Consider the following 24,829-nt stretch of genomic DNA (forward strand, 5'->3'; position numbering starts at 1 on the left):
CGGTTGAAATAGTTACCAAGACATTAACCAGGCAACCCGTCGCAAGGAAGATCCCCATGACTGCCACCTTCACCACCCAATCCCACCTCACCGCAGAAACCCGCACCCAGGCCCTAGCCGCCATGACCGATGAAGCGGGCGTAGACGTCCTCATCATCGGCGGCGGCGTGACCGGCGCAGGCATCGCCCTGGACGCCGCAACCCGCGGCCTACGCACCGCCATCGTTGAGGCAGGCGACTGGGCAGCTGGCACCAGCGCCTGGTCCTCCAAGCTCGTGCACGGCGGCCTGCGCTACCTCTACAACCTCGACTTCAAGCTGGTTGCCGAAGCCCTCAAGGAACGCGGCCTGCTGCTCGAACGCACCGCTCCCCACCTGGTCAAGGCCCAGCCCTTCCTCTGGCCCCTCAAGATGCCCGTGATTGAGCGTGCCTATTCCGCTGTGGGTATCGGTATGTACGACACCATGGCCTTTGCCGGTGCAGGCGGCCACCGTACCGTGCCTGCCCAGCGCCACTTCACCAAGGAAGGCACCAAGAAGGTCTTCCCCGGCATCAAGGATTCTGCCTTCACCGGCGCCATTCAGTTCTACGATGCCCGCGTGGACGACGCCCGCCTGGTCATCGATCTCGTCCGCACCGCCGCAGGCTACGGCGCCCTGGCAGCTTCCCGCACCCAGGTCACCGCTATTAACAAGGACGCCGCCGGGCGAGTCACCGGTGCCCAGATCGTTGACCTTGAAACCGGCGATGAGAAGACCGTCAAGGCCGCCCACATCATCAACGCAACCGGCGTATGGACCGAAGAATCAGAATCCATGGCAACCAAGGACCAGGGTCTGAAGGTGCTGGCTTCTAAGGGCGTGCACATCACCGTGCCCCGCGACCGTATCAAGGCAACCAGCGGTATCTTCACCAAGACCGAAAAGTCCGTGCTCTTCATCATCCCCTGGCAGCGCTACTGGATTATCGGCACCACCGATACCCCCTACACCGAGGACCGTGAGCGCCCCGTCGCCACCAAGGCTGACATTCGCTACGTGCTCGACCAGGCCAACAAGCTGATTGCCGATGAGCTCACCGAGGCCGATATCATTAGCTCTTACGCTGGTCTGCGCCCCCTGCTGCAGCCGGTGGCTAAGAAGGGCGAGAACGCCGCGTCGACCAAGGTCTCGCGTGAGCACACCGTCATGGAAATCGCCCCGGGTATGAGCGCTATTGCCGGTGGCAAGCTGACCACCTACCGCGTGATGGCCGAGGACGCCGTGGACTTTGCCCTGGGCGACCGCGCCAAGACCCTGCCCTCTGTCACCGAGAACATCAAGCTGGTCGGTGCTGAAGGCTATGAAGCTTTGGCTGCCCGCGCCGATGCGCTGGCCGCTGAGAACGGCTGGGATGCTGCCCGCGTGGAGCACCTGCTGGAGCGCTACGGCGCTGAGCTGGCCGATATTATCGCCCTCATCAAGGAAGACCCTTCCCTGGGTACTCCCCTGGCGCAGGCACCCCAGTTCCTGCGGGCCGATGTAGCCATGGCAGTGCGTGCCGAAGGTGCCCTGCACCTTGAGGACGTGCTGGTGCGCCGCGTCCGCCTGGACCTTGAGGCTACCGACCGCGGCCTGTCCGCCGCCGACGAGATCCTTGAGATTATGGCCGCTGAACTTGGCTGGGACGAGGCCACCGTGGCCCGCGAAAAGGCAATTTACGCCGAGCGGGTTGAGGCTATCGCTGCAGCTGAAACCCATACCGAGGACGCGGACGCCGCGGCTGAGGTTCTCGGGGCAACCCACGTGGCTCCCCGACGTCCTGTCACTACTCTCCACTAAAACATCATTAATCACTAATAACCGCCGGGTGCCCGTTTCGGGCACCCGGCCCGCACAGAAAATACGAGGTCAACGATGAGCTCACTACTGGTAGCTGGCGCTGAAGCTAGCGTCCAGGCAAGCGCCCTTATCTCAGCAGACGGCAATGCGACCCTGCTCGGCGCTTTTGTTTCTGAAGTTATCGGTACCGGCATTCTGATTCTGCTGGGTGCTGGCGTGTGTGCCGCAGTTACCCTGCCCAAGTCAGCCGCTAAGAACACCGATTGGCTGACCATCGCCTTTGGTTGGGGTTTTGCGGTTTTCGCGGCCGTTTATATGTCTGCCCCTTCAGGTGCTCACCTCAACCCCGCTGTTACCCTGGGTCTTTTGATTTCCGGTGGTGACTTTGCCCCCGGTATCGCCCCCACCGTGGGTCACTTCTTCGTTTATGTAGCAGCCCAGATGATTGGTGCCTTCCTGGGTGCCTGGGGTGCCTACCTGGTGTACAAGAAGCACTTTGACGAGGCTGAGCCTGGAACCACCAAGGGTATCTTCTCCACCGGCCCCGCCATTCGCTCCTACGGCTGGAACACCCTGACCGAAGCCTTCGGCGCCTTCGTTCTGGTGGGCTTCGTACTGGCCTCCGGCAGCACCCCCTCGGGCCTCGGCCCCCTGGCTGTAGCCTTCATCGTTGTCGCTATCGGTCTTTCTCTGGGTACCCCCACCGGTTACGCCATCAACCCCGCCCGCGACCTCGGCCCCCGCATCGCCCACGCCCTCATGCCCATCAAGGGCAAGGGCTCCTCTGACTGGGCCTACGCCTGGGTTCCCGTTGTTGGCCCCCTCATTGGTGCCTCCGCAGCCGCAATCCTCGTCCCCGCCCTGCTGGTCTAAGCCGAGCACCGGCGTCCACGCCCTAAACTAAAGACAACCCCTTACCGCGCCAAAGACGGCGCGCACACGAAAAGAGAAAAACCATGTCACAGCTCCCCGAGCGTAAGAAGTACGTCCTCTCCATCGACCAGGGCACCACCAGCTCCCGCGCCATTCTCTTCACCAAGAAGGGCGAAATCAAGAGCGTTGGCCAGCACGAGCACGAGCAGATTTTCCCCAAGGCCGGCTGGGTTGAACACAACCCCATGGAAATTTGGGAGAACGTCCGCCAGGCCGTAGGTGAGGCCCTGACCAAGGCAGAGGTCAACCACCACGAAATCGCAGCCGTCGGCATCACCAACCAGCGTGAAACCGCCGTCGTCTGGGACAAGAACACCGGTAAGCCCGTCTACAACGCCATCGTCTGGCAGGACACCCGCACCCAGAAAATCTGTGACGAGCTGGCAGGCGAAGAAGGCCCCGGTAAGTACCACGACATCGTTGGCCTCAACCTGGCTACCTACTTCTCAGGCCCCAAAATCAAGTGGATCCTCGACAACGTTGAAGGTGCCCGCGAGAAGGCAGAAGCAGGCGACCTGCTCTTCGGTAACACCGACACCTGGGTCCTCTGGAACCTGACCGGCGGTGTTGAGGGCGGCGTGCACGTCACCGACGTCACCAACGCTTCTCGCACTCTGCTGATGAACATCAAGACCCTGGAATGGGACGAATCCATCGCAGCAGACATGGGCATTCCCATGAGCATGCTGCCCGAAATCAAGTCCTCCTCCGAAATCTACGGCTACGGCCGCTCCAAGGGCCTGCTCAACGGCACCCCCATCTCCGGTATTCTGGGCGACCAGCAGGCAGCCACCTTCGGCCAGGCCTGCTTCGAAAAGGGCATGGCCAAGAACACCTACGGCACCGGTAACTTCATGCTCATGAACACCGGCAACGAGCCCGTCATCTCAGAAAACGGCCTGCTCACCACCGTGGCCTACAAGCTGGGCGACGCCGACCCCGTCTACGCCCTCGAAGGCTCCGTTGCTGTCTCTGGCTCCCTGATTCAGTGGCTGCGCGACAACCTCAAGATGATCGACAACGCCGCAGAGTCAGAAGAACTGGCGACCAGCGTTGAGAACTCCGGTGGCGCCTACGTCGTCCCCGCCTTCTCCGGCCTCTTCGCTCCCCACTGGAAGTCAGATGCCCGCGGCGTCATCGTTGGCCTGACCCGCTACGTCAACCGCGCCCACATCGTCCGTGCTGCTCTTGAAGCAACCGCCTTCCAGACCCGCGAAGTGCTGGACGCCATGAACGCCGACGCCGAGGCAGCCGGCACCAAGGTTTCCCTGGAGGAACTGCGCGTTGACGGCGGTATGACCGCCAACGAGTTCCTCATGCAGTTCCAGGCTGACCTGCTGGGCGTACCCGTCATCCGCCCCAAGGTCATTGAAACCACCGCCCTGGGCGCCGCCTATGCCGCCGGTATCGCCGTCGGCTTCTGGGACGGCGAGCAGGACGTCATCGACAACTGGTCCGAAGGCAAGCGCTGGGAACCCCAGATGGACAAGGACGAGGTCGAGCGCCAGTACCGTCTGTGGAAGAAGGCTGTCTCTAAGACCCTGGACTGGGTCGATGAGGACGTCGAACAGGACTAAGCGCCCGGCTAAGTCGCAATCTAGCGCTAGGCTAGCTGTCTTGAGCTGAAACAATAGCCCTGCATCGTCACCTACCGGTGAGGTGCAGGGCTATTTGTATGCCGCCAAACTAGACTAAATACATGACCTACCACGCCCATACCCTTACCCCGCTGGGTGAAATGATCTTGGCCTCCGACGGGCAGGCCCTCACCGGTGCCTGGTTTACCGGCCAGGCCCACTTCCCCAAGCAGGAGGACCTGGGGCACCGCATTGAGGTGAGTGACTGCGAGGTGCTGACCGACGCCCAGGCCCAGCTGCTGGAATACTTTGCCGGGAAACGGACCGTTTTTGAGCTGCCGATCGCTCCTGACGGCACCGATTTTCAGCTGGCAGTGTGGGCGGCCCTGCGCGAGATTCCCTACGGCTACACCACCACCTACGGGGCTATTTCCAAGATTGTGGGGCCGGGTGCCCCGGCTCAGGCGGTTGGCCAGGCTGTGGGTCGCAATAAGGTCTCCATTTTTATCCCCTGCCACCGGGTGGTAGCCTCAGACGGCAAGCTCACCGGCTACGCGGGAGGGCTGGAACGTAAAGAGTTTCTGCTGGCCCTCGAAGAGCCCAGCGCAGAAGTTGAAGGGCGGCTGTTCTAATGACCGATACCCGGGTAGGTACCGACGGGCTAGTGCGCCCGGTCTGGGCTGCGAGCGGCGGTGATATGCAGTCCTACTACGACACCGAGTGGGGCGTGCCCGTCACCGACGAGCAGGGCGTCTTTGAGCGCCTCTGCCTCGAGGGTTTTCAGGCCGGGCTCTCCTGGCGCACCATCTTGACCAAGCGCGAGGCCTTCCGCGAACTCTTTGAGGGTTTTGAGGTTGAGAAGGTCGCGGCTTTCACTGAGGACGACGTGGAGCGGCTAGCTGCAGACGCCCGCATTATTCGCCACCGCGGCAAGATTCGCGCAGCTATCGGCAACGCCCAGGCAACAATCGCCCTGCGGTCGGCCGGTCAGGTGACGGCTCCCGGCGGAGCCGCCATCGACCTAGCGGCGCGGACGCTTGCGGCAGGCCAGCAGGTTGAGGCAGGTTTACCCGCCCTCATCTGGTCTTTCATGCCCGAGCGCACCCCGGCCCCGGCCGTCCTCTCCGATATTCCCACCCAGGATGAGAACTCCCTGCTTCTCTCTAAAACCTTGAAGAAGCTGGGATTTAAGTTCATCGGGCCCACCAGTGCCTACGCCATGATGGAAGCCATCGGCGTGCTCGATACCCACCTGGTGACCTCCCACCGCCGCGGCATCTCAGGCCTGTGGAACGAGGACGGCACGCGGCGAAACTGAAACTCCGTATGCGGAGAGCCAGATTCAATCACCACGCAAGCTTCTAGAACATCAGTTGTAGGGACCCATGAATCGTGAACCGTTCAGATGCATCATGTGAGTTGGCTCTTCAGCAATCCAGGCTTCGGTCTCCCACGCCAAATCAGCAATAAACCTCCGAAGCGTTGCGCGGTCTGGGAAACAAGAAACATATACCAGCCCCGCAGAAGTCTGTGAAAATAGAGATTCGAGCTCTGAATAACGCCAATGGTCGACAGGGCCGTGCGTTGAGCATGCCTCTATAAGAAACAGCCAATGCTTATCGGGCTGATACACGATAAGATCCGGCATTTTTCCGTGTTCCGGGAGTTCGATACCTAGCTCACGAAGCCGTTCCCTGTCGTATGTGCCTTCCTTACTATCGGCATCGCCGATATAGAGAACCTGAGCGTCAGGAATGAACTGAGGGCAAAAGTCTGTGATGATCTTTTCAATCAGCTGGTTTTGCCCGCCTCGCTTTAACGAGACCTTTTCCCCTTGCGGCAGAGTTATGCTGAATCTCGACCGCTCTCTAGCTTTAGCGTACTTATCGGTAAGAACGACCTTGGACTTTAGATAGTTTTCTATTATTTTTCCGTTGCTATCGCCCTGATAGGAGCGGACGACTGCGAGCGCTTCATCAGAAAGACGGTAAACATTTTTTGATGAATTTGTGGGTCTTTCAGGGTCATCATCATTATGCAGACAAAACCCCGCTTCAACGAACTGCTTCAGCACAAATCGTCTAATAGTTTCTCGCGTATTTTCAGCAACCTGAAAATCTAGCTCCTGCCGCATCCAGTCCATAATCGAGCGGACACCCATGCGAGGGTTGCTTGCTTCAGCCCAGTCTTGCTCAAAATTAAGCTGGGCTAAAGCTAGAAGGGTTCTTGCGGCCATTACGTTAGTACGCTGCCTATCAAACCCTAGCGTTGTGAGAAGTTTTTGTGCATCGTCAAGCTGCGGCATGTACTTTGTCCTTGTTGCCTAACACTTCGTAAACAGCTGCATCGGGGTCAAGCCCGGTACGCGCTATATCTCTTAGTTGCTGTATCGAGGGATAGGGCATCATCCGTAAATCGGTAGCATTTACCTGAGTATGGCCAGAGAAAATACGGAAGTATCTGTCGACATAGCTTGAGTTCAACCACAGTGTTAGCCCTAGAGCTAAATCGTGAGAAAGCCCCTCGCCCTGGCAGTGAAAGTAGTTTGTCTTGTTATCAAAGGCAGCGCTCACTTCCGATGACCATATCGCTGCTGTAACTCTTCGTTTTTCTTCTTTAGCGCTAAAACGTTTAACCAGCACGAAAGCGCCAGGGGCAACAGTGTTTTTATCTTCTGCTGTTGTTTGGTAATACTGAGGTTTCTTCAGGTCTGCTTTCGGATGTTGCAGATTTCCTGCCGTAAAATGTGCTGGATATACCAAGGGGACAGTTAGTTTATTCGGCTGGAGTTGAAGTTTATCTTTATTCCTAAAATCAACCACTTTCCCAGTTGATACCTGCAGTCCGATATCGCTGAGCTTATTATCGACCCGTGTCATCCAAGCTATGATTTCTTCGTCTTCCTGACGAGTAGGGACGAAGATTATGCCCTGAGATTCGACTGCTTCTCGAGCAACTATTCGTGATTTTATTTCCTGGCCTTGCGCCACGGAGCTACTAATGTGCACGTCCTTGGTTGGCGCCTTTTTCTCAAACTGAGTAATAACCGATTCCTGAAGCACCCCAGTATCTTTAAATACTTCTTTTCGAGACTCAAATGTATGGATGCGAGCGAGTGAGCAGGAGCGTTGTAAAAGTTCTCGGTACTGCTGAAAGTAAGGGCCGTTCATCCAAGAGCGGGGAGTAATCGCAACGATTTGGCCGCCATCAGAGAGCAGCTGTGAGCTAAGTGCGACAAACGCTGCATACAGGTTTGGGACATTAATGTTGTGTAGTTTTAGGTGTTTTGACTCAGCGCTTAGGGCAGATAATTTTGCATAAGGGGGGTTGGTGATTACAACGTCGAAGTTCTGCTCTTGAGGGTCACCTAAATGTAGAAGGTCTCGGTTTGCCCAGTAAACAAAGTCTTGCTGATGAACTGCGTACGTGAAGTCTCCAAGATCAGTCTGAGCGTCATCCAGCGATGATTCTAGCGTTTCAACAAGTGAGGGATCTTTTTCGATTGCTACGACGTGAATAGGGGTGTGAGGGAAGGTCGCTCGAATATAGTGGCTTGCAGCTATAGCCAGTATCCCGATTCCTGCGCCAGGATCAAGAATTTTTATAGACTTCTTCTTTGCCAGAATCTGGGTATTAATCATCTCTGCCATGATTTCTGCAACGGCAAGGGGCGTGAAAAACTGCTCAAATTCATTCAGATTTTCCAGTCCTATGCGCTGAAGGGTGGAAGTGCGCACTTTTTCTGTGCGCTGAAGCAATGTATCCATGGATGTGGCCCTCTAGTTGATACCGTAGGTCAGGCTGAGATAGTTCTGACGACCGTCTATATAGTTTACTGAACCATTTCTTACTCTGTATAGGAGCTATACAGTACCGGTAGTAACTGCCCTCTGCTATCGACTACGGTTGTGCGAAGATAGGAGCTATGACTTCTACCTTCCCTCCCATCTCATCTCCCACCGCCTGCGTCTGGATTAACGGTGATGCCGCCGAGGCTGCCACCTACTACGCACAAGCCCTGCCGCTGACTGCGTCCGCCCCGGGTGCAGGCGTCACCACCCTCAGTATCGACGGCACCGACCTACTCCTGCTGGGAGCGGACGCCACCTACTCCCCCAACCCGTCCATCTCGGGTTTCCTGCGGTTTAGCCCCGACCGGTTCGGCAGTCTAGAGCAGGCCGAGCAGGCCCTGCGCCACACCCATACCGCCATCAGTGAGGGCGGGGAGCTCATGCCCCTGCAGGCCTACCCCTTCGCACCGCTTTTTGCATGGGTGCGCGACCGCTACGGCTTCACCTGGCAGCTCTTCCTTGAAGAAAACCCCAGCGACCTGCCTTTCTTCACGCCCTGCTTCATGTTTGGCAACGCAGCTCACGGCAAGTGCGAAGAAGCCACCAACACCTGGTTGGAGCTACTCGGCGGCGAGCGCCTGAGCCTAACCCGCCACGGTGAGGACTCCTATCTCGAACCCGAGACGGTGCAGATGACCACCTTTACGCTGGGTGGCGGAACCTTCACCGCTATTGATGCGGGCACCTTCCATGACTTCACCTTTGATCCGGGTGTTTCTATGGCCCTGTTCTATCAGGATCAGGCGGGGATTGATGGGGCCTGGTCGGTGCTTTCGCAGGTTGCGGACGCCGAGCGCTGCGGCTGGTGCCTTGATGCCTACGGGGTCTCGTGGCAAGTTCTCCCTCACAATATAGGCGAGCTCATGGCAGATACGGACGCCCGCGCCAAGCTACTGAGCATGGGCAAGATAGATTTGAACCAACTGTAGAGAGCCTATGAACCTACTCGCTTACGCCCAAAAACACCTGCACGACACTCCGGCTGAACGTCCGCTCACCCACGTTGACCTCTGCCTGCTCAATGAGCTGGCTTATCTCCCCCTTGATGTGATTGCAGAGCACCATGCCGGGCTTACCTACGGGCTAGGTGCGGCGCAGATTTACCAGGAGTTCTACAGCGACAGCGAGCTGCGCGCCAACTGGTTCTTGGCTACCGCCCAACGGCTGCAGCTGCTCAGGCTGGTGGCGGCGTCCGCCCGTTTTGCAGGGCTCAAGTTCTACCGTTATGAGGTACGGCAGGACGACGCAGAGCAGGTTCAGTTTGCGGCTCTCACCCTGGTGCTCCCCGGGGTGCTCAAACAGGTCATCTTTCGCGGCACCGACGATACGCTGACCGGTTGGAAAGAGGATTTTCATCTGGCTGCCCGGCAGCAAATCCCGGCCCAGGCACTGGCGGTTGATTACCTCTCACGTGCCCTGGCCCGGGCGCCGAAGACGCCCCTGTATATCACCGGCCATTCTAAAGGGGGCCACCTGGCGGTACACGCAGCCAGCATGCAGAGCGAGCAGGCCCAGAATCGTATTGACGAACTGATTACCTTTGACTCCCCCGGCTTTGTACCTGACTTTCTCGACCACCCCGGTTACCGGCGCACCCTGGATAAAACGGTGGAGTACATCCCGGTCGATAGCATCGTGGGCCGTCTGATGTTCAAACAGGGCAGCCCGCAGGTGGTAGCCAGCAGCTTCTTCGGCCTGATCCAGCATTCCATTTTTAACTGGCATGCTGATGTTCGGGGGCACTTCATACTGGCCGAGCACCCCACTCCCGCCAGCGACCGGGTTGAGACGGTCACCCGGGCCTGGCTAGAGCGCCACTCTCCCGAAGAGGTGCAGCAGGTGGTTGATATTTGTTTTAGCCTAGCCATGGATGAGGGCTACACCAGCCTGCTCGCTATTAGCCAGAACATTGTGCCCTTCATCCAGCTCATGCGTACTAAAGCACAGGGGCTTGACCCCGAAACCTACCAGCTAGTGCAAGGACCCCTCGACGATTTCTTGGTCTTGTGGCGTCAGACCCGCAGTGAGCAGCGAAAGGCGAGCGGGAGCGTCCTTAAAATAGCTAGGCCCCGGCTTCTTCCCACCGTGCGGGTGGGGATCCGGGAGCTGGCTGATTTATTCTCTACTGAGCGGGGCGGACGCCTTCCCTAGCTAACGGTGACGCGCACGCCGGTCTTGGGGCGGGTCAGCAGCTGGGTCATGCTGAAGGTGGTATCTTCGGCGTCTTCAGAGATAGTGACATTATCTGCTGAGAGCGCTGCGATGGTGGAGGACAGCGCAGCCACCGCGATTTTCTCGCCGGGGCAACGGTGACCGGTGAGCACATCGCCGCCGCCCTGGGGGATGAAGCCCTTGATCGCTTCGTAGTCGGGCTGGTCGAGGAAGCGCTGGGGGTCGAAGCTGGTGGCGTTCTTCCAGAGCTGGGGTGAGGTGTTGGTGCCCAGAATGTCCAGCAGGACGCGCTGGCCCTTCTGAATCGGGCAGCCCGAAAGTTCTGTATCTTCTTTGACCATGGCGGGGAGCATGGGAACGAAGGGGTACTTGCGGCGGGTTTCCTGGGCGAAGGCAACGGCTTCAGGGATGTTAACTAGGCGACCATCGGCGTCCTCCACTGCCTTCTTGACCTTAGCAGCCCACTCGGGGTTCTCAACCATAGCGACGGCTGCGAAAGCGGCGAAGCGGGAGACAGCCACGGTGGGGCGGGTAAGGTTCTGCAGCTCGATACCGGCCAGCTTGGCAGTGACCAGCTCGCCCTTTTCGTCGCGCAGGTCAGCCATGTGGCGTACTACCGAGTCGGGTTCGACGGTCAGTTCGCCGGAGCGGACCTTTTCGATGAGCTCTTCGGCCCAGGCATCCAGCTTCTTGCGGTCGATCCAGGAGAGCACGTTCTGCTTGAGCTCGCCGAAAGTGTCGAGCAGGTGGCTCATCTGGGTAGCACGCTTGTTGAGCTCGCGGTCGGACGCGGGTACCCCGGCCCAGCGGAAGGCGGCGCGACCGTAGGCTACAGCAACATCGTCGTAGATATTACCGGGGTTGGTCTTCCACCGTTCGATAAGGGCCTTCATCTCTTCTTCAACGAAGCCCTTAAAAGCCTCAACGCGCTCGTCGGCGTAGGCCATTTCAGCCATCTTAGCCTTACGAACCTTGTGAGCTTCACCGTCGAGGGTATGAACAGCGCCTTCACCAAAGAGGGGCCCCTGAATTGCTGCGGGCATAGCACCGCCGCGGCTGATCTTGGACTCGTCATAGAAGAAGTCCACGGCTTCTTCGCCGCGAATCAGGGTTGCGGTACCGCCCAGAGCGGAGAAGGTGACGGGGCAGTGAGACTCTGCGGAGACCCCGGCCTTGCGGCGCTGGTGTGACATAAAGAGGTAGCCCTGCTTGATGAAGCTGGGCAGCTGGTCATTCAATAGGTTTTTTACGGGTGTGATGCTCATACCAACAGTTTACTTTCTTTCAGCGGGTATTTTGGCCAGCTGGTCAGGCGTGCCGCCCACGGTTTAACCTGCACTAGCTACCCAAAGCTGCACTGGTTGAGAACTTGCGAGAAATATCTTTTCTAGGAGTTTGTTTCGGGTAAGCTGAACACCACACACCACGCTACTCACCGGGAGCAATCGTGTCTTTTTCACTAAGCCGAGCCGCATCAGCTACTTCGCTGTGTGCAGTTCTTCTTTTCTCCGCCTGTGGCGGTCAGGGTAACGTTGCGGCACCCACCGCAGTACCAAGCCCCGTATCCTCTTCGGCGACTCCTTCGCCGAGCCCCTCAATATCTGAAGCGAGCAGCACCCCCAGCACTACCCCGCAGGTTACTGAAACCCCAGAAGCACCATCTCCTGTAGCTACTACTGAGCAGCCTGCGCCTTCACCCTCTGCTGAGCCCACTGTCGCTGAAGCGGCGGGACCCGCTGTCACGGCAGGCACCGACTGCGGCCCCAGCAATACCGGCCGCACCACGCTCGTCCTAGCGGAGGGCTCAGCCTCGTGCGCCGAAGTGCAGCAGGTGTTTGCAGACTTCAATGCACAGTTCACGGGATCTAGTGAACAAGTAAACGTCGGTGGATATCTCTGCCGTTCTTACATGCCGCTTGAAACAAGATTCATGGGCCGCACCGTCTCATGTGAGGGCAATGGGAACAGGCTCGAGGCAATGACTGACTATCGACTGGGCGGAATTCCTATTGGCGATCCGAAACCGTATACACAAACTTCAATGACCGGTCATTTTTCAATCACAGCACAAGCCCATGGCGTGAGCTGTAGCTTGGGTGAAGGTAACCACCTTGCGTGCGTCAAACCTAGCGGAGGCAATACAAACCTCGTTATAACTCTGGGCCAGAACGGAGCCCTGGTTCAGGATGCTAGTAAAGAAAGCGTTGTCAACACTGATGTAGCTGCTCTGCCGGTGGGGTACTCCATCAATACAGAAAAGGCTTCTTGCCTCAACGACGGCACCTACCTTGTGTGTAGCACCGGAACTGCATCGTTCAAGATGAACGCTACTGAATTTATTGAGTTCTAACGGTAGTTGAAAGTATAAGGACGCCCGCCTCACCTCCCTGTTATATGCAGGAGAAGGTGGGGCGGGCGTCCTTTTCTAATGCCGTCTTATGCCGCTAGCTTTAGGCAGGCATTACGCGTGAGAGTACGAAGACCCAGACGCAGAGGATAACCAGCAGAGCCAGCGAGTACTTGATGGCTGCGTTGGTAATCTTTGATTCCTGGCCAGACATGTTCACCGATGCCGCCGCAATCGCGATGGACTGGGGTGAAACGACCTTAGCCATCACACCGCCGGCAGTGTTAGCTGCAACCAGCAGGCCGGAGTTGGCGCCAATCTGGCTTGCGGTGGTGGCCTGCAGGCTGGCAAAGAGAGTGTTGTTGTTGACCACGGAGCCGGTGACGAACACGCCGATCCAGCCGATGATGGGCGAGAAGAGCGGGAAGATGGAACCGACAGCTGCCAGGGCCAGTGCCAGGGCTGAGGACATACCGCCGAAGTTCATCACGTTAGCAACAGCCATGACCAGGCAGATGAGCAGAATGGGCTGCCAGAGCTGCTTCCATGCGCCACCGAGTTCTTCGAAGGCGGCCTTCCAGCTGATGTTAGAGATAGCGATGGTGATGAGGGCGGCGAAGAGGATAGCGGTACCTGATGCACCGAAGAGGGTCCAGTTCCAGACTGCCTTCATGGCGGTTTCTTCTGCCACGATGGGAGCGACCTGGGAAATCTGGCCGTGCAGGGCGGGCATCTGGACGGGGATGGTGGTCCAGTTAAGGGCACCCGCTGCGCTGGTTTCGGTCTTAGCCTTGACCAGGCCCTTAATGAGGGGGGTCGACCAGAGCAGAATCATGATGGACAGAATGATGAAGGGGCTCCAAGCCTTGACGACGCCGGAGAAGGTGAAGGCGCTGGGGCTCTTCTTAAGTTCTTCGAGGGAGGGGGCGCCGGGTTCGCGGTAGATGTGGGCGGGCTGCCACTTCATCATGGTGACAGCCAGCAGAATCAGGCCAAGCAGGTAGGGGATGATGTCTACGAGTTCGGGGCCGATAGCCAGCAGGACACCTGCCTGGGCAGCGGAAACAATCACGCCCAGCCCCAGGGCAACCAGGCCGGTTTCTTTGAGGCCGCGGATGCCGTCCAGCATCATGACCAGCAGAACGGGGATGAAGATGGTGATAATCTGCAGGACCCAGACCATCATGGAGTTCAGTTCAGCCTGGGGCACACCGGAGACGGTGGAGCCGGTGAGGACGGGGATGCCGATAGCGCCGTAGGCACCGGAGGCAACGTTGGAGATCAGAGCCAGAAGACATGCCTTGACGGGTTCAAAACCGAGGGTTACCAGCAGGGCTGCACAGATAGCAATCGGGATACCGAAGCCTGCAGCGCCTTCGAGAAAGCCGCCGAAGCAGAAGGCAATCAGGAGTACCTGGATACGCTGGTCAGCTGAAATTGCGGAAACCGAACCGCGAATCACTTCGAAGTTACCGGCGCGGACGGTGATGCGGTAGAGCCAGACGGCCATGAGCACAATCCAGCCGATGGGCCACATACCGGAGAGGAAGCCGTAGCCGATGGCTGAGAGGGAGGAGGCAAAGGGCATGCCGAAGACGAGGACGGCCAACGCCACGGCTGAGGCCAGGGAGACGAGGGCTGCGTGCAAACCCTTCATTTTCAGGACGGTGAGCCCCAGGAGGAAGACGAGGATCGGCACTGCCGCCACGAGGGCTGAGAGCGCCTGGTTGTTCAGTGGGTCGTAGACCTGCTGCCACATGAGTATGGGTTCCTTCGCTGCGGAGGTGTGTTCCGCGATTGGTTTTGTGTGCTGTTTGCACTTTTCTACCTCCTAAATTACCACCAATTCACACACAAAACTTACGAAAACCAACCCTGCGCGGGGGTATCTGTAAAGGTCAAAAATGACCTAAGTGAGCCTGTCTAAGATGTATACCCGCATCGGAGGGTGCATTTTCACATCAGGCCCAGTCAAAAGCACCTCACCCTTCCACTCAACATGTGTTACCCCACTTAAAAACACCCCCACCCTAACACCGTGGACTTGCTTACACCGGCAACAGTTTCCACCCCAATAACCACACCGCTTAAGCAAAACCCACAGACCCACACATACCCACCGACAAAGTGGCAAAAATTAACCGTCCCGCTACTTAATTTTTGAATTGCGGCTTTAAATTTTGTACAGGCAAGACCCTAGAATGATGTGAGGTGGCTCCATGAGTCACATCACCACACATCTACTGTTAACATTCCCCAAGGATTCTCATGCCTGATTTCCGACGCCTATCACACCACCGTGCGGCGCTTGCTCTTCTTGCCTCTACCGCCACGCTGACTCCCCTGCTCACAGCCCTGCCAGCCCAGGCTGCCGAGCTCACCCCGATTGCTACCATCCAGGGCACCGGAGCTACCAGCCCGCTCGCCGGTCAAAGCGTCACTACCCGCGGTGTCGTCACAGCCGTCTATGCCGAGGGCGGCCTACGCGGCTACTTTATTCAGACCGAGGGAACAGGTGCAGAGAACCGCACTCCGGGTGCCTCTGACGGCATCTTCGTTTACTCCCCCTCCACCGTAGCGCAGGTTTCTCAGGGCGACCTCGTTGAAGTAACCGGCGCAGTTTCTGAATACAATGGGCAAACCCAGATTACGGTTTCCCGCGCGGCTGACCTCACCGTCCTTGCTGTTCCCTATGCCCCCGTCACCCCGGTGACCGGCCAGCTACCTGAGGGTGAAGAGGCCCGTGAAGCCCTCGAAGGCATGCTCCTACAGCCCACCGGCGATATCACCGTCACCGATAACTACAACACCAACCGCTACGGTGAAGTTGGCCTTGTCAATGGCACCCAGGCCCTGCGCACCGCAACCGACGTCGTAGCCCCCGGCGCAGCAGCCCTCGCCTACGAAGCAGATAATGCGGCTAAGGTTCTTCTGCTCGATGACGGTGCAACCGTGGATTACAGCCGAGCAGGTACCGGCACCCCGCTACCCTATGTCTCCACCAGCAACCCACTGCGCGTCGGAGCTGCCGTAAACTTCAACAATCCAGTTGTCCTGGGCTACTCTTTCAACGCCTGGCGTCTGCAGCCCACCGCTCCGGTCAACGGCGCAACCGACCCCGCTGCGCTGCCCGCGTCCTGGTCCAACACCCGCACAGCGGCCCCTGAGGTAGCAAGTGAGCACAGTATCTCTAGCTTCAACGTCCTCAACTACTTCACCACCGTGGGCGATACCGTCGCAGGCTGCAAGTTCTACACCGACCGCGAGAAAAACCCCATCACCGTCAGCGGCAGCTGCGCGGTACGAGGGGCAGCTACCCTAGCTAGCTTTGAACGCCAGCAGTCAAAGATTGTTCAGGCTATCAACAAGATCGATACTTCTGTACTCTCCCTGGAAGAAATCGAGAACACCCTAGCCACCGGTCACGATAACCGCGATATCGCCCTCAACAAGCTGGTTGAAGAGCTCAATAAGGACGCCGGCTATGAAAAGTGGGCGGCTGTTGCTTCACCTAGTGCTCTGCCTGCCAGCGAGGACGTCATTCGCACCGCCTTCATCTACCAGCCCGCTGAGGTCAACCCGGTCGGTGAGTCCGCAATTCTCGATGATGCAGCTTTCTCTAATGCCCGCCAGCCCCTGGCCCAGGCTTTTGTACCCGCAGGTTCTGCCGCAACCAGCGGTGATGATGTCTTTGTAGCTGTTGTTAACCACTTCAAGTCCAAGGGCTCCGGTAGTGGCGCCGATGCTGACCAGAACGACGGCCAGGGTAGCTCCAACGCTTCTCGCGTCGCCCAGGCCCAGGCTCTGGTGAACTTCGCTGCGGCCCAGGGGGAACGGCACGGCACCCAGAACATCATGCTGCTGGGCGACTTCAACTCCTACACCAAGGAGGACCCCATGCAGGTGCTCTACTCCGCCGGTTACACCAACCTGGGTGAGAAGTACGACGCTGGCCACACCTACCTGTACGGCGGCCGCGTTGGCTCACTCGATCATATTTTGGCGTCCCCTGCCCTGGCTGAGAAGGTAGAGAGCGCCCAGGTCTGGAACATCAACTCTGTTGAGTCCGTGGCGCTTGAATACAGCCGCTACAACAGCAACATCACCGATTTCTACGAGGCTAACGAATTCCGCTCATCAGACCACGACCCCCTGCTGGTCGGTATAAACCTGACTCCCGAGCCGATTTCTTTCGTTGATGTTACCGAAGCCGATATTTTCTACCGTGAAATCATGTGGCTGGCTCAGCAGCGCATCACGACCGGGTGGGCAGACGGCACCTTCCGCCCCTACGACCATGTTGACCGCGGAGCTACAGCCGCTTTCTTCTACCGTCTAGCGGGCTCCCCCGCCTTTGAGGCCCCCGAGACCCCCTCTTTCAAGGGCGTAGACCAGACCCACCCCTTCTACAAGGAAATTGAGTGGCTCAAGGCTGAGGGTATTACCACCGGGTGGGCAGACGGCACCTTCCGCCCCTTCGAACCTATTAAGCGCGATGCCATGGCTGCCTTCTTCTACCGCTACGCGGGTGAGCCCTACTATGTAGCGCCTAAGGGGTCGCAGTTTGTGGATGTTCCCGAGAGCACCATTTTCTACCGTGAAATTATGTGGCTGCGTTCTCGCGGTATCACCACGGGCTGGGGCGACGGCACCTTCCGCCCCTACGAGCCTATTAAGCGCGATGCCATGGCCGCGTTTATCTACCGCTACGCTCACAACAAGTAGCAGTTGCCTTACACCTGCCTGTGAGTGCTACTAGATAGCAGTACGACCGCCTGCTCCGGCTGCTTCGGGGCAGGCGGTTCTTTATAGTTTGATGCGGTAACGTTGCGCGCTCGGCTTTTCTGCCAGGTCAGCTAGGGTTCTCTCCAGGCTGGTGATGCGGATGCCCGGGGCGAGCACGGTGGTATCGGTAGGCAGGTGCAGCTCCCCGTGGTGCACGGTGTAGTCTTTGGCGCGGGTACGGTGGTAGCAGTAGACGTGCACAGTCTCGGGCAGGCTTTCTAGGGGCAACCCGTGTAGCAGGGCGGCTGTCTGGTGGGAGAAGATAATTCCGGGGTAGGACGCCGCCAGGGCCAGTACCCGGGCAAGATAGACTTCTTCCGGCGTGAGACTATCCCAGTCGGTGCGGTGCAGGTAAAAACCGCGTGCTACCCGCCGGTAGAGCCCCCTCGCTATTGCGGCCTCAAGCTGGTAACGGTTAGGGTAACGGGCGGTGAGCTGCTGGCAGGTGAGTAGTTTCTGGTTGAGTTCTTCTAGCTGAGTCATGCCACTAGGCTAGAAAAACCAGGACTGGCCAGTACAGGCAGGGGCAGCCTGTGGATAACCTCGCAACCACACCCACCCCGTATTTTCCGGGCAAACCCGGGGCGCGGGCGTCCGCACCTCCCCGAAAACGGTGGAGCCGTGACGCGACTATGACGCCCTGTAAACGATATCCACAGGGTAACTTCACCAGCCACCCCCGCTCTTTAGGCAACAAAAAAGCTCCGGCCACTAGGTTTTACCCTAGTGGCCGGAGCTTTATCTGTCGGGTTGACAGGATTTGAACCTGCGACCCCTTGACCCCCAGTCAAGTGCGCTACCAAGCTGCGCCACAACCCGATTGTCTCTCGTGAACTTTGCTGTCCCCTTGAGCACTCGTATAACTATACACACCTCTTTGAGAGAGTGCAAAATCGAAAACCGGGTTTTTGGGGCTTTTTTGGAGCGTTTTAGGTCACACTTCAAATAGGCCGGTGTTAGCGGCGTCCGCCCTTACCTGACTTACCGCTCTGGCGCTCCCCCAGGCTGCGGCGCTCACGCACGCGCATGGTGATGTCGATGGGGGTGCCGGTGAAGTCGAAGGTTTCACGCAGACGGCGGGCGATGAAGCGGCGGTAGCCGGGGTCAAGGAAGCCGGTGGTGAAGAGAACGAACTTGGGTGGGCGGGAGGAAACCTGGGTACCGAAGAGGATACGAGGCTGCTTACCGCCACGCAGAGGGTGGGGGTGGGCTGCCACGATTTCACCCAGGAAGGCGTTCAGACGGCCGGTGGGGATGCGGGAGTCCCAGGATTCCAGTGAGTGTTCCAGGGCGGGAACCAGCTTGTCCTTGTGCCAGCCGGTCTTGGCTGAGATGTTGACGCGAGGTGCCCACTTCACGTGGGCCAGGTCGCGCTCAATCTCGCGTTCGAGCATTTCGCGGCGGTCTTCATCGAGGGTGTCCCACTTGTTGAAGGCCAGAACCATGGCGCGGCCGGCGTCCACAGCCATCTGCACGATGCGGACATCCTGCTCGCTCAGGGGCTCAGAAACATCCAGGAGCACCACGGCAACCTCGGCACGCTCAATAGCGGTCTGGGTACGCAGGGAGGCGTAGAAGTCAGCGCCCTTGGCCATGTGCTGGCGGCGGCGGATACCCGCGGTATCAACGAAGCGCCAGGGGCGGCCGCCCAGTTCAACGATTTCGTCCACGGGGTCGCGGGTGGTGCCGGCCAGGTCATTGACCACGGCGCGCTCTTCACCGGCCAGCTTGTTGAGCAGGGAGGACTTGCCCACGTTAGGGCGGCCGATCAGGGCGATACGGCGGGGGCCACCCAGGGCTTCGGGCTCGGCGTACTGGGAGTGCTCGGGCATAACCTCAAGCAGTGCGTCGAGCAGGTCAGCCAGGCCGCGCCCGTGCAGGCCAGAGACCGGATAGGGCTGGCCCATACCGAGTGACCATAGGGCGTGAACTTCGGGCTCCTGGTGGCTATCGTCAATCTTGTTGGCAATCAGCAGGATGGGCTTGTCGATGCGGCGCAACATACGCACAATTGCCTCGTCGGTTGCGGAGATACCGACCAGGGCGTCAACAACCAGCAGTACGACGTCCGCGTGGGCTACAGCAATTTCAGCCTGAGCCGCGACCTGTGCGTCGATCCCCTTGGCGTCGGCTTCCCAACCGCCGGTATCGACCAGGGTGAAGTCCTTACCGGCCCATTCGGCCTTGTAGGAAACACGGTCGCGGGTCACGCCGGGCTTATCTTCAACCACGGCTTCGCGGCGGCCCAGGATTCGGTTGATGATGGTGGACTTGCCGACGTTGGGGCGGCCGACGATGGCGACCACGGGGTCGGCTTCGCGGTTGTCGTCCTCGTCGGTGTCGTAGCCCCAGGACGCCAGAAGCGCGCGGTCTTCTTCATCCAGGTCGTAGTCTTCCAGGCCAGCGAGCAGGGCTTCGGCGCGCTGGTCTGCGGTTTCGTCGTCAATTTCGGCCAGGCGGTCCGATACGTCATCGTCGCCGCCGCCGAGGAACTTGACCTCGTAGTCGTCGTGGGGGGTGAGTTCGTCGCTCATGGGCGATACCTCCTGTGGTGGTTTCCGGCGGGTGCCGGTGCGTTGGTAGATAAGTTTAGTTCACGGGGGGGCCGACGCCTGCACGCCGCCCGGTCGCTAGCGCTTGAGTTGGCCTTCGACGGCTTCGATAACCGCTGCGATGGTTTCTTCGAAGTTGAGTTCTGATGAGTCAACGAGAGCTACGCCTTCGGCGGCTTCGGTGAAGCTGGTGACCTTGGAGTCTTTGGCGTCGCGGGCTGAGACCTGGGCTGCAAGCTGCTCGGAGTTCTGGGTGCCACCCAGCTGCAGGCCGCGGCGGGCAAGGCGCACTTCTTCGCTGGCGGTGAGCAGGACGCGGGCGTCGGCATCGGGGGCAACGACGGTGGTGATGTCGCGGCCTTCTGCCACCATGCCGGTGGTGGAGCGGGCAATAAAGTCGCGCTGCAGGTCGATCAGAATCTGACGGACGTCCATGTTCGAGGCAACAGCAGAAACAGCCTCAGAGATGCGGGGTTCGCGGATAGCCTCACGCACGTCTACTCCCCCGACCTCGATGATCTCTTCGTCGGAGCTGGTGCCCTGCACGTAGGGGAAGCTGCGGGCTGCAGCAACCAGGGCTGCGGCGTCCTCGGTGTTGACCTGAGTGTCTAAGCAGTACCAGGTCAGGGCGCGGTACATAGCGCCGGTGTCCAGGTATTCGAGCCCGTAGTGGCGGGCCACGGCCTTAGAGACCGAGGACTTGCCGGAGCCAGAAGGGCCGTCAATGGCGATCACGAGCTTGTCAGACATAGTTTTCTTCCTTACTTGACGACCTTCCAGCCGCGGCTGGTGAGGTCTTCGATGAGTTTTTCGTGTTCATTGGGGTTGACCGAAATTTCGGCCATGCCGACCTGGGCACCGGGTGAGTGTTCCAGGCGCAGGTCTTCCAGGTTGACGCCCAGTTCACCAATTTCAACCAGTAGGCGGGCCAGAGTGCCGGGGGTGTCGTCCACCAGCACGGTCAACTGGGCAAAGGCGGACGGGGAGCCGCCGTGCTTGCCGGGTATGCGGGCCACGCCCGAGTTACCCTCGCTCATCAGCTGGGCGATATCGAGCCTAGCCCCGGCAGCGGTGGGGGCTTCCAGGGTGCTGATGAGGCGCTCTAGGTCCTCACGCACCCCGTAAAGGGTCTGTACCACGGGCTCGGCATTGGCCGAAAGGATCTGCACCCACAGCCCGGGGTCTGAGGCTGCGATACGGGTAGTATCACGCAGACCCTGCCCGGCCAGGCCGAGCGCATAGAGGGGGGTATCCTGCAGACGAGAGGCCAGCAGAGAGCTCATTACCTGGGGCACGTGGGAAATCAGGGCGACGGTGCGGTCGTGCTCTTCCACATCCATATGGGTGATGGTTGATCCCAGTTCGGTTGCCAGCTGCTGGGCTACCTTCACCAGTTCGGGGCGCACCGTCTCGTGGTCGCAGAGCACCCAGGGGCGGGCTGAGAAGAGCTCACCGCGGGCAGCCACGGGGCCGGATTTTTCACGCCCGGCCATGGGGTGGGTGCCCAGGTAGCGGCTCACATCAGCCCCAGAGGCCCGCACCTGCTCTAAGATCCCTGACTTCACCGAGGCTATGTCGATGACAAAGGACGCCGGGTAGTCGGCGAGCGCGCGCACCACCAGGTCGGCGGTGACGTCCGGGGGTGCCGCCACGACAACCAGCTGAGGGGTAAGTTCCAGCTGGTCGGGGGCGTCCGCTCCTGTTTTCCCTTGCCAATCGGTGGCTAGGGCTCGCAGGGAGGTGCCGGCGCCGATGTCTTCGGCGACGGCTTCGGTGGTGGGTGAGATATCGGAGATGTAGACCGTGTAGCCGCGGTGGCTCAGGCCCAGCCCGATGGAAGCACCCAGCAGGCCTGCGCCAATCACCAGGACGGGGCCGTGCAGGTGGGAGTCGAGGACGGTGGGTGAACCGCTCATTACATGCCTACCGAGGCCAGCAGCTTACCGATTTCGACCTTGGACAGGTTGCGTACGGTGCCCTGCTTCTGGGAGCCGATGTGGATGGGGCCCATCTCAACACGCACGAGCTTCTCGACGGGGTAGCCGACGTGCTCGAACATGCGACGGATGATGCGGTTCTTGCCGGAGTGGATGGTGACCTCAACGAGCACGTGGCCGGGGGTTGAGTCGACCAGCTTGAACTCGTCGACGCGGGTGACGCCGTCCTCCAGGCGCAGGCCCTTCTTCATGGCTGCACCGATACCGGGTTCCATGGGGCCGGGTACCTGCACCAGGTAGGTCTTGGGTACCTCGTAGGAGGGGTGGGTCAGGCGGTTGGCCAGCTCGCCGTCGTTGGTCAGCAGGAGCAGACCTTCGGTTTCAACGTCCAGGCGGCCCACGTGGAAGACGCGTTCGGTCATGGAGGAGCGCAGGAAGTTGGAGATGTTGGGGCGGCCGTCGGGGTCATCCATGGCTGAGACGACGCCGGCGGGCTTGTTGAGCACCATGTAGACCAGCTTGTCGTTGGTCTGGATGGTCATACCGTCGACCTGGATGGTGACCTGGTCGGGGTTAACGCGTACGCCGAGTTCGGTCACCAGGACGTCGTTGACGGTCACGCGACCTTCTTCAATCATTTCTTCGCAGACGCGGCGGGATGCCACACCGGCGGATGCCATGACCTTCTGCAGGCGGACGCCCTCGTGGTCGTAGAAGGGGTAGTGGTCGACGGGTGCGTTCTTGGGGCGGCGCGGACGGTGGGGGCCAAAGTTCTTGGAGCCGCGGTTAGCGGGGCGGAACTCGCCCATTTCCTTAGCGAAGGGCTGGCCTGAGCGGAACTTGGGGCCCTTACCGGTACCGGCCTTGCGGGGGCCGCCGGGGGTGCCGGGCTTAGCGCCCTTGTTACCGGCAAAACCTGAACGACCGGAGCCACCCTTACCGGCTCCGCCCTTGCCAGCGCCGGCGAAACCCTTGCCGCCGCGTCCGGCTCCTGCTTTGCCTGCACCGGGGCGGCCGCCGCGGTTTGAGTTACCTCGTGATGAGTTGTTTCCGTATGCCATTTCTTTTATCTCTTTCCTCTGTGTCGTAGTTTCTGGTGATGCCGCAGGTAGCGTGTGCGCTAGCTGGGGTCATCCAAGTCTAGGGTGGTGCTGCTGCCCATCTCGTGGGGGTCGGGTAGGTAGGGGGCCAGGGCGGGAAGCTCGTCAAGGGAGTTCAGCCCCAGCTTTTCAAGCAGGGTGTCGGTGGTGATGTACTGGGTGGCCCCGGTTTGATCGGGAACGGTCTCGGTGATGAGGCCGCGCTGTAGGAGGTTGCGCACCGCCGCGTCTGCCGACACCCCGCGTACCTGGGCGATATAGGCCCTGGTGGCCGGTTGCTGGTAGGCAATGACGGCCAGGGTTTCGAGGGCTGCCTTGGTGAGTTTGACGGTCTGGGCGCCGACCACGAACCGGCTGACCCAGGGTGAAAAATCAGCCCGGGAGTAGAGCCGCCAGCCACCTGCCACTTGGCGGAGTTCAAAGCCGCGGGGCTCGTGGGTGCCGGTGGCATCGTCGTAGCCGTCGTAGTCGCGCATCAGCTCGTCGAGGGCGGTTTCGATGGCTCGTTCTGAGACAATCAGGGCCGCCGCGAACTCGCGGACGCTCACCGGCATATCGGCTACCGCCAAAATCGCCTCGATAGCGGCTTTCACGCCGCCGGGCTGGAGCTCAACTCGGTTGAGTTCGTGGGCGGACGCCGCCACCTGCGGGGTGGCTTTCGTTGGCTTGGTAGCGGGTTGAGGTGCTACCGGGGAGGTTTCTTCTGGTGCTGGCTCAGCTTCGGGCTCTTGCTCCGGTTCAGCCTCCCAGCTGCCAGAGAGCAGAATCTTAAGGTCATCGTCTGTGTAGTCGGGGGTCCCGCTCATTCTGTCTCTCCTTCCCGGTGGGCAGTTGCTGGGCTTTCAAGGCGCAGGGTGATGGGGCCCAGAGCCTGGCCCTGCTCTACGGCGAGTTTGCCCTCTTTATAGAGTTCTAGCACCGCAAGAAAGCGGACGGCCACGACTTCGCGGCTGGGGGCGTCCGCACAGGCCTCGGCGAAGCTCAACTTCCCTCCGTTCTCCCTCAGCTTGGCCAATAGTGTCGCTTCTTCGGCTGCGATGGTAGTGGCCGGGGTGTAGATGTGGCCGGTGTCGATGTGCTCGGGTTCCGGCTCGATGTCGGGGTCTTCGTGCAGGCGCAGGGCGCGGGCGGCAATCTCAGCAAATGCCTGCGGGGTCAGGTCGAAGACCAGCTCGGGTAGTACCTTGGTGAATGCCGGTTCGAGAGCTACGGTGCGGGAAAAGCGCTGGTTTTCTGCGGTGAAGTGCTCTTCGAGCACGCTTGCCACCTCGCGGTAGGCCCGGTACTGAAGCAGGCGGGCAAAGAGCAGGTCGCGGGCTTCAAGCAGGTCGGGGTTAGCGGCTAGTGCTTTGTCGCTGCGCGGGAGCAGTCGCGCTGTTTTGAGTTCGAGCAGGGTGGAAGCGGTGACGAGGAAGTCGCTTGCGGTGTTGAGGGCGGCGTCGCTGCCGTCTTCAAGCAGGGGGCGGATGTAGGTGAGAAATTCGTCGGTGACTTCGGCCAGGGCGATATCGGTGATATCAAGTTTACGGCGGGAAATCAGGGTGAGCAGCAGGTCGAAGGGGCCTTCGAAGTTGCTCAGGGTGAGCGTAAAGGGCGCAGGGGCGCTCTGGGTAAGTGTGTTCGGTACCGTCACGGCAGCGAGTCTCCTGTGGGTCTTGAGCCAGGATTCGGCGGCTTCTCATGAGCCGTTCTTTTTTCTGTGTTTTAACCATTGTGCCCGCCTGCCCTGAGGTTCTTCAAGGGCAGCCGGGCAAA

At 59.6% G+C, this 24,829-nt stretch carries 20 protein-coding genes and 1 tRNA gene; 9 read left to right on the forward strand and 12 right to left on the reverse strand.

Annotated elements, in window-relative coordinates; genetic code table 11:
- The first annotated feature begins 56 nt into the window (after positions 1-56).
- The 5 genes from HWU94_RS07595 to HWU94_RS07615 all read left to right on the forward strand — a co-directional run bounded on the left by HWU94_RS07595 (position 57) and on the right by HWU94_RS07615 (position 5,648).
- The gene (locus HWU94_RS07595; protein ID WP_185173184.1) at positions 57-1,820 is read left to right on the forward strand and encodes a glycerol-3-phosphate dehydrogenase/oxidase; all 1,764 of its coding nucleotides are present in this window, start codon (positions 57-59) and stop codon (positions 1,818-1,820) included.
- A 75-nt stretch (positions 1,821-1,895) separates the two neighbouring features.
- Positions 1,896-2,693 carry an MIP/aquaporin family protein gene (locus tag HWU94_RS07600; protein WP_185173185.1) on the forward strand — a complete coding sequence of 266 codons (798 nt, stop codon included), beginning with the start codon at positions 1,896-1,898 and terminating at the stop codon, positions 2,691-2,693.
- An 83-nt stretch (positions 2,694-2,776) separates the two neighbouring features.
- Complete coding sequence (glpK, locus tag HWU94_RS07605) at positions 2,777-4,330, forward strand: glycerol kinase GlpK (RefSeq protein WP_185173186.1); 1,554 nt, start codon at positions 2,777-2,779, stop codon at positions 4,328-4,330.
- A gap of 122 nt (positions 4,331-4,452) precedes the next feature.
- Positions 4,453-4,962, forward strand: coding sequence for a methylated-DNA--[protein]-cysteine S-methyltransferase (locus HWU94_RS07610; RefSeq protein WP_185173187.1), 510 nt, complete (start codon positions 4,453-4,455; stop codon positions 4,960-4,962).
- A complete protein-coding gene (locus HWU94_RS07615) occupies positions 4,962-5,648 on the forward strand; it encodes a DNA-3-methyladenine glycosylase I (protein ID WP_185173188.1) in 687 nt (228 codons plus the stop codon). The genes HWU94_RS07610 and HWU94_RS07615 overlap by 1 nt, the downstream gene beginning before the upstream one ends.
- 51 nt (positions 5,649-5,699) lie before the next feature.
- Here the strand turns inward: HWU94_RS07615 and HWU94_RS07620 are convergent, their stop codons facing one another.
- Positions 5,700-6,635: a BsuBI/PstI family type II restriction endonuclease gene (locus HWU94_RS07620; protein ID WP_185173189.1), complete on the reverse strand. Its 936-nt coding sequence runs from the start codon at positions 6,633-6,635 to the stop codon at positions 5,700-5,702.
- On the reverse strand, positions 6,622-8,097 hold the full coding sequence (locus tag HWU94_RS07625) for an Eco57I restriction-modification methylase domain-containing protein (RefSeq protein ID WP_185173190.1): 1,476 nt from the start codon (positions 8,095-8,097) through the stop codon (positions 6,622-6,624). The genes HWU94_RS07620 and HWU94_RS07625 overlap by 14 nt, the downstream gene beginning before the upstream one ends.
- Before the next feature lie 158 nt (positions 8,098-8,255).
- On the opposite strand from HWU94_RS07625, the gene HWU94_RS07630 reads away from it, so the two are divergent.
- Entirely contained in the window at positions 8,256-9,110 is an 855-nt protein-coding gene (locus HWU94_RS07630; protein ID WP_185173191.1) for a VOC family protein, read from the forward strand.
- A gap of 7 nt (positions 9,111-9,117) precedes the next feature.
- Entirely contained in the window at positions 9,118-10,332 is a 1,215-nt protein-coding gene (locus HWU94_RS07635; protein WP_185173192.1) for an Mbeg1-like protein, read from the forward strand.
- Here HWU94_RS07635 and HWU94_RS07640 read toward each other — a convergent pair.
- The gene (locus HWU94_RS07640) at positions 10,329-11,618 is read right to left on the reverse strand and encodes a cytochrome P450 (RefSeq protein WP_185173193.1); all 1,290 of its coding nucleotides are present in this window, start codon (positions 11,616-11,618) and stop codon (positions 10,329-10,331) included. The genes HWU94_RS07635 and HWU94_RS07640 overlap by 4 nt on opposite strands.
- 566 nt (positions 11,619-12,184) lie before the next feature.
- Here HWU94_RS07640 and HWU94_RS07645 point away from each other — a divergent pair.
- Entirely contained in the window at positions 12,185-12,703 is a 519-nt protein-coding gene (locus tag HWU94_RS07645) for a hypothetical protein (RefSeq protein ID WP_221625835.1), read from the forward strand.
- Positions 12,704-12,803: 100 nt separating this feature from the next.
- Here the strand turns inward: HWU94_RS07645 and HWU94_RS07650 are convergent, their stop codons facing one another.
- A complete protein-coding gene (locus HWU94_RS07650; protein WP_185173195.1) occupies positions 12,804-14,459 on the reverse strand; it encodes an L-lactate permease in 1,656 nt (551 codons plus the stop codon).
- 509 nt (positions 14,460-14,968) lie between these two features.
- Between HWU94_RS07650 and HWU94_RS07655 the strand changes: the two genes are divergently transcribed.
- Positions 14,969-17,425, forward strand: a complete 2,457-nt coding sequence (locus tag HWU94_RS07655; protein WP_185173196.1) for an ExeM/NucH family extracellular endonuclease — start codon at positions 14,969-14,971, stop codon at positions 17,423-17,425.
- 81 nt (positions 17,426-17,506) lie between these two features.
- On the opposite strand, the gene HWU94_RS07660 is transcribed toward HWU94_RS07655, so the two are convergent.
- The 8 genes from HWU94_RS07660 to HWU94_RS07695 all read right to left on the reverse strand — a co-directional run bounded on the left by HWU94_RS07660 (position 17,507) and on the right by HWU94_RS07695 (position 24,707).
- Positions 17,507-17,968, reverse strand: coding sequence for a hypothetical protein (locus HWU94_RS07660; protein ID WP_185173197.1), 462 nt, complete (start codon positions 17,966-17,968; stop codon positions 17,507-17,509).
- Positions 17,969-18,230: 262 nt separating this feature from the next.
- A tRNA-Pro gene (locus tag HWU94_RS07665) sits at positions 18,231-18,304 on the reverse strand.
- Between the two features lie 137 nt (positions 18,305-18,441).
- A complete protein-coding gene (gene der, locus HWU94_RS07670; RefSeq protein WP_185173198.1) occupies positions 18,442-20,019 on the reverse strand; it encodes a ribosome biogenesis GTPase Der in 1,578 nt (525 codons plus the stop codon).
- A gap of 96 nt (positions 20,020-20,115) precedes the next feature.
- Entirely contained in the window at positions 20,116-20,787 is a 672-nt protein-coding gene (gene cmk, locus HWU94_RS07675; RefSeq protein WP_185173199.1) for a (d)CMP kinase, read from the reverse strand.
- 11 nt (positions 20,788-20,798) lie between these two features.
- Positions 20,799-21,953, reverse strand: coding sequence for a prephenate dehydrogenase (locus HWU94_RS07680; protein WP_185173200.1), 1,155 nt, complete (start codon positions 21,951-21,953; stop codon positions 20,799-20,801).
- Entirely contained in the window at positions 21,953-23,035 is a 1,083-nt protein-coding gene (locus HWU94_RS07685) for a pseudouridine synthase (RefSeq protein WP_185173201.1), read from the reverse strand. Before HWU94_RS07685 ends, HWU94_RS07680 begins: the two co-directional genes overlap by 1 nt.
- A gap of 59 nt (positions 23,036-23,094) precedes the next feature.
- Positions 23,095-23,880, reverse strand: coding sequence for an SMC-Scp complex subunit ScpB (gene scpB, locus HWU94_RS07690; RefSeq protein WP_185173202.1), 786 nt, complete (start codon positions 23,878-23,880; stop codon positions 23,095-23,097).
- On the reverse strand, positions 23,877-24,707 hold the full coding sequence (locus HWU94_RS07695; RefSeq protein WP_185173203.1) for a ScpA family protein: 831 nt from the start codon (positions 24,705-24,707) through the stop codon (positions 23,877-23,879). The genes scpB and HWU94_RS07695 overlap by 4 nt, the downstream gene beginning before the upstream one ends.
- Positions 24,708-24,829: the final 122 nt, after the last annotated feature.

Origin of the sequence: Rothia nasimurium, assembly GCF_014217215.1 — a bacterium.
Lineage (GTDB): Bacteria > Actinomycetota > Actinomycetes > Actinomycetales > Micrococcaceae > Rothia > Rothia avistercoris.

Bases quoted from the DNA above. Each gene is read 5' to 3' on its own strand.
- HWU94_RS07595 (WP_185173184.1), top strand. From the start codon at position 57: ATGACTGCCACCTTCACCACCCAATCCCACCTCACCGCAGAAACCCGC.
- HWU94_RS07600 (WP_185173185.1), top strand. From the start codon at position 1,896: ATGAGCTCACTACTGGTAGCTGGCGCTGAAGCTAGCGTCCAGGCAAGC.
- glpK (WP_185173186.1), top strand. From the start codon at position 2,777: ATGTCACAGCTCCCCGAGCGTAAGAAGTACGTCCTCTCCATCGACCAG.
- HWU94_RS07610 (WP_185173187.1), top strand. From the start codon at position 4,453: ATGACCTACCACGCCCATACCCTTACCCCGCTGGGTGAAATGATCTTG.
- HWU94_RS07615 (WP_185173188.1), top strand. From the start codon at position 4,962: ATGACCGATACCCGGGTAGGTACCGACGGGCTAGTGCGCCCGGTCTGG.
- HWU94_RS07620 (WP_185173189.1), bottom strand. From the start codon at position 6,635: ATGCCGCAGCTTGACGATGCACAAAAACTTCTCACAACGCTAGGGTTT.
- HWU94_RS07625 (WP_185173190.1), bottom strand. From the start codon at position 8,097: ATGGATACATTGCTTCAGCGCACAGAAAAAGTGCGCACTTCCACCCTT.
- HWU94_RS07630 (WP_185173191.1), top strand. From the start codon at position 8,256: ATGACTTCTACCTTCCCTCCCATCTCATCTCCCACCGCCTGCGTCTGG.
- HWU94_RS07635 (WP_185173192.1), top strand. From the start codon at position 9,118: ATGAACCTACTCGCTTACGCCCAAAAACACCTGCACGACACTCCGGCT.
- HWU94_RS07640 (WP_185173193.1), bottom strand. From the start codon at position 11,618: ATGAGCATCACACCCGTAAAAAACCTATTGAATGACCAGCTGCCCAGC.
- HWU94_RS07650 (WP_185173195.1), bottom strand. From the start codon at position 14,459: ATGTGGCAGCAGGTCTACGACCCACTGAACAACCAGGCGCTCTCAGCC.
- HWU94_RS07655 (WP_185173196.1), top strand. From the start codon at position 14,969: ATGCCTGATTTCCGACGCCTATCACACCACCGTGCGGCGCTTGCTCTT.
- HWU94_RS07660 (WP_185173197.1), bottom strand. From the start codon at position 17,968: ATGACTCAGCTAGAAGAACTCAACCAGAAACTACTCACCTGCCAGCAG.
- der (WP_185173198.1), bottom strand. From the start codon at position 20,019: ATGAGCGACGAACTCACCCCCCACGACGACTACGAGGTCAAGTTCCTC.
- cmk (WP_185173199.1), bottom strand. From the start codon at position 20,787: ATGTCTGACAAGCTCGTGATCGCCATTGACGGCCCTTCTGGCTCCGGC.
- HWU94_RS07680 (WP_185173200.1), bottom strand. From the start codon at position 21,953: ATGAGCGGTTCACCCACCGTCCTCGACTCCCACCTGCACGGCCCCGTC.
- HWU94_RS07685 (WP_185173201.1), bottom strand. From the start codon at position 23,035: ATGGCATACGGAAACAACTCATCACGAGGTAACTCAAACCGCGGCGGC.
- scpB (WP_185173202.1), bottom strand. From the start codon at position 23,880: ATGAGCGGGACCCCCGACTACACAGACGATGACCTTAAGATTCTGCTC.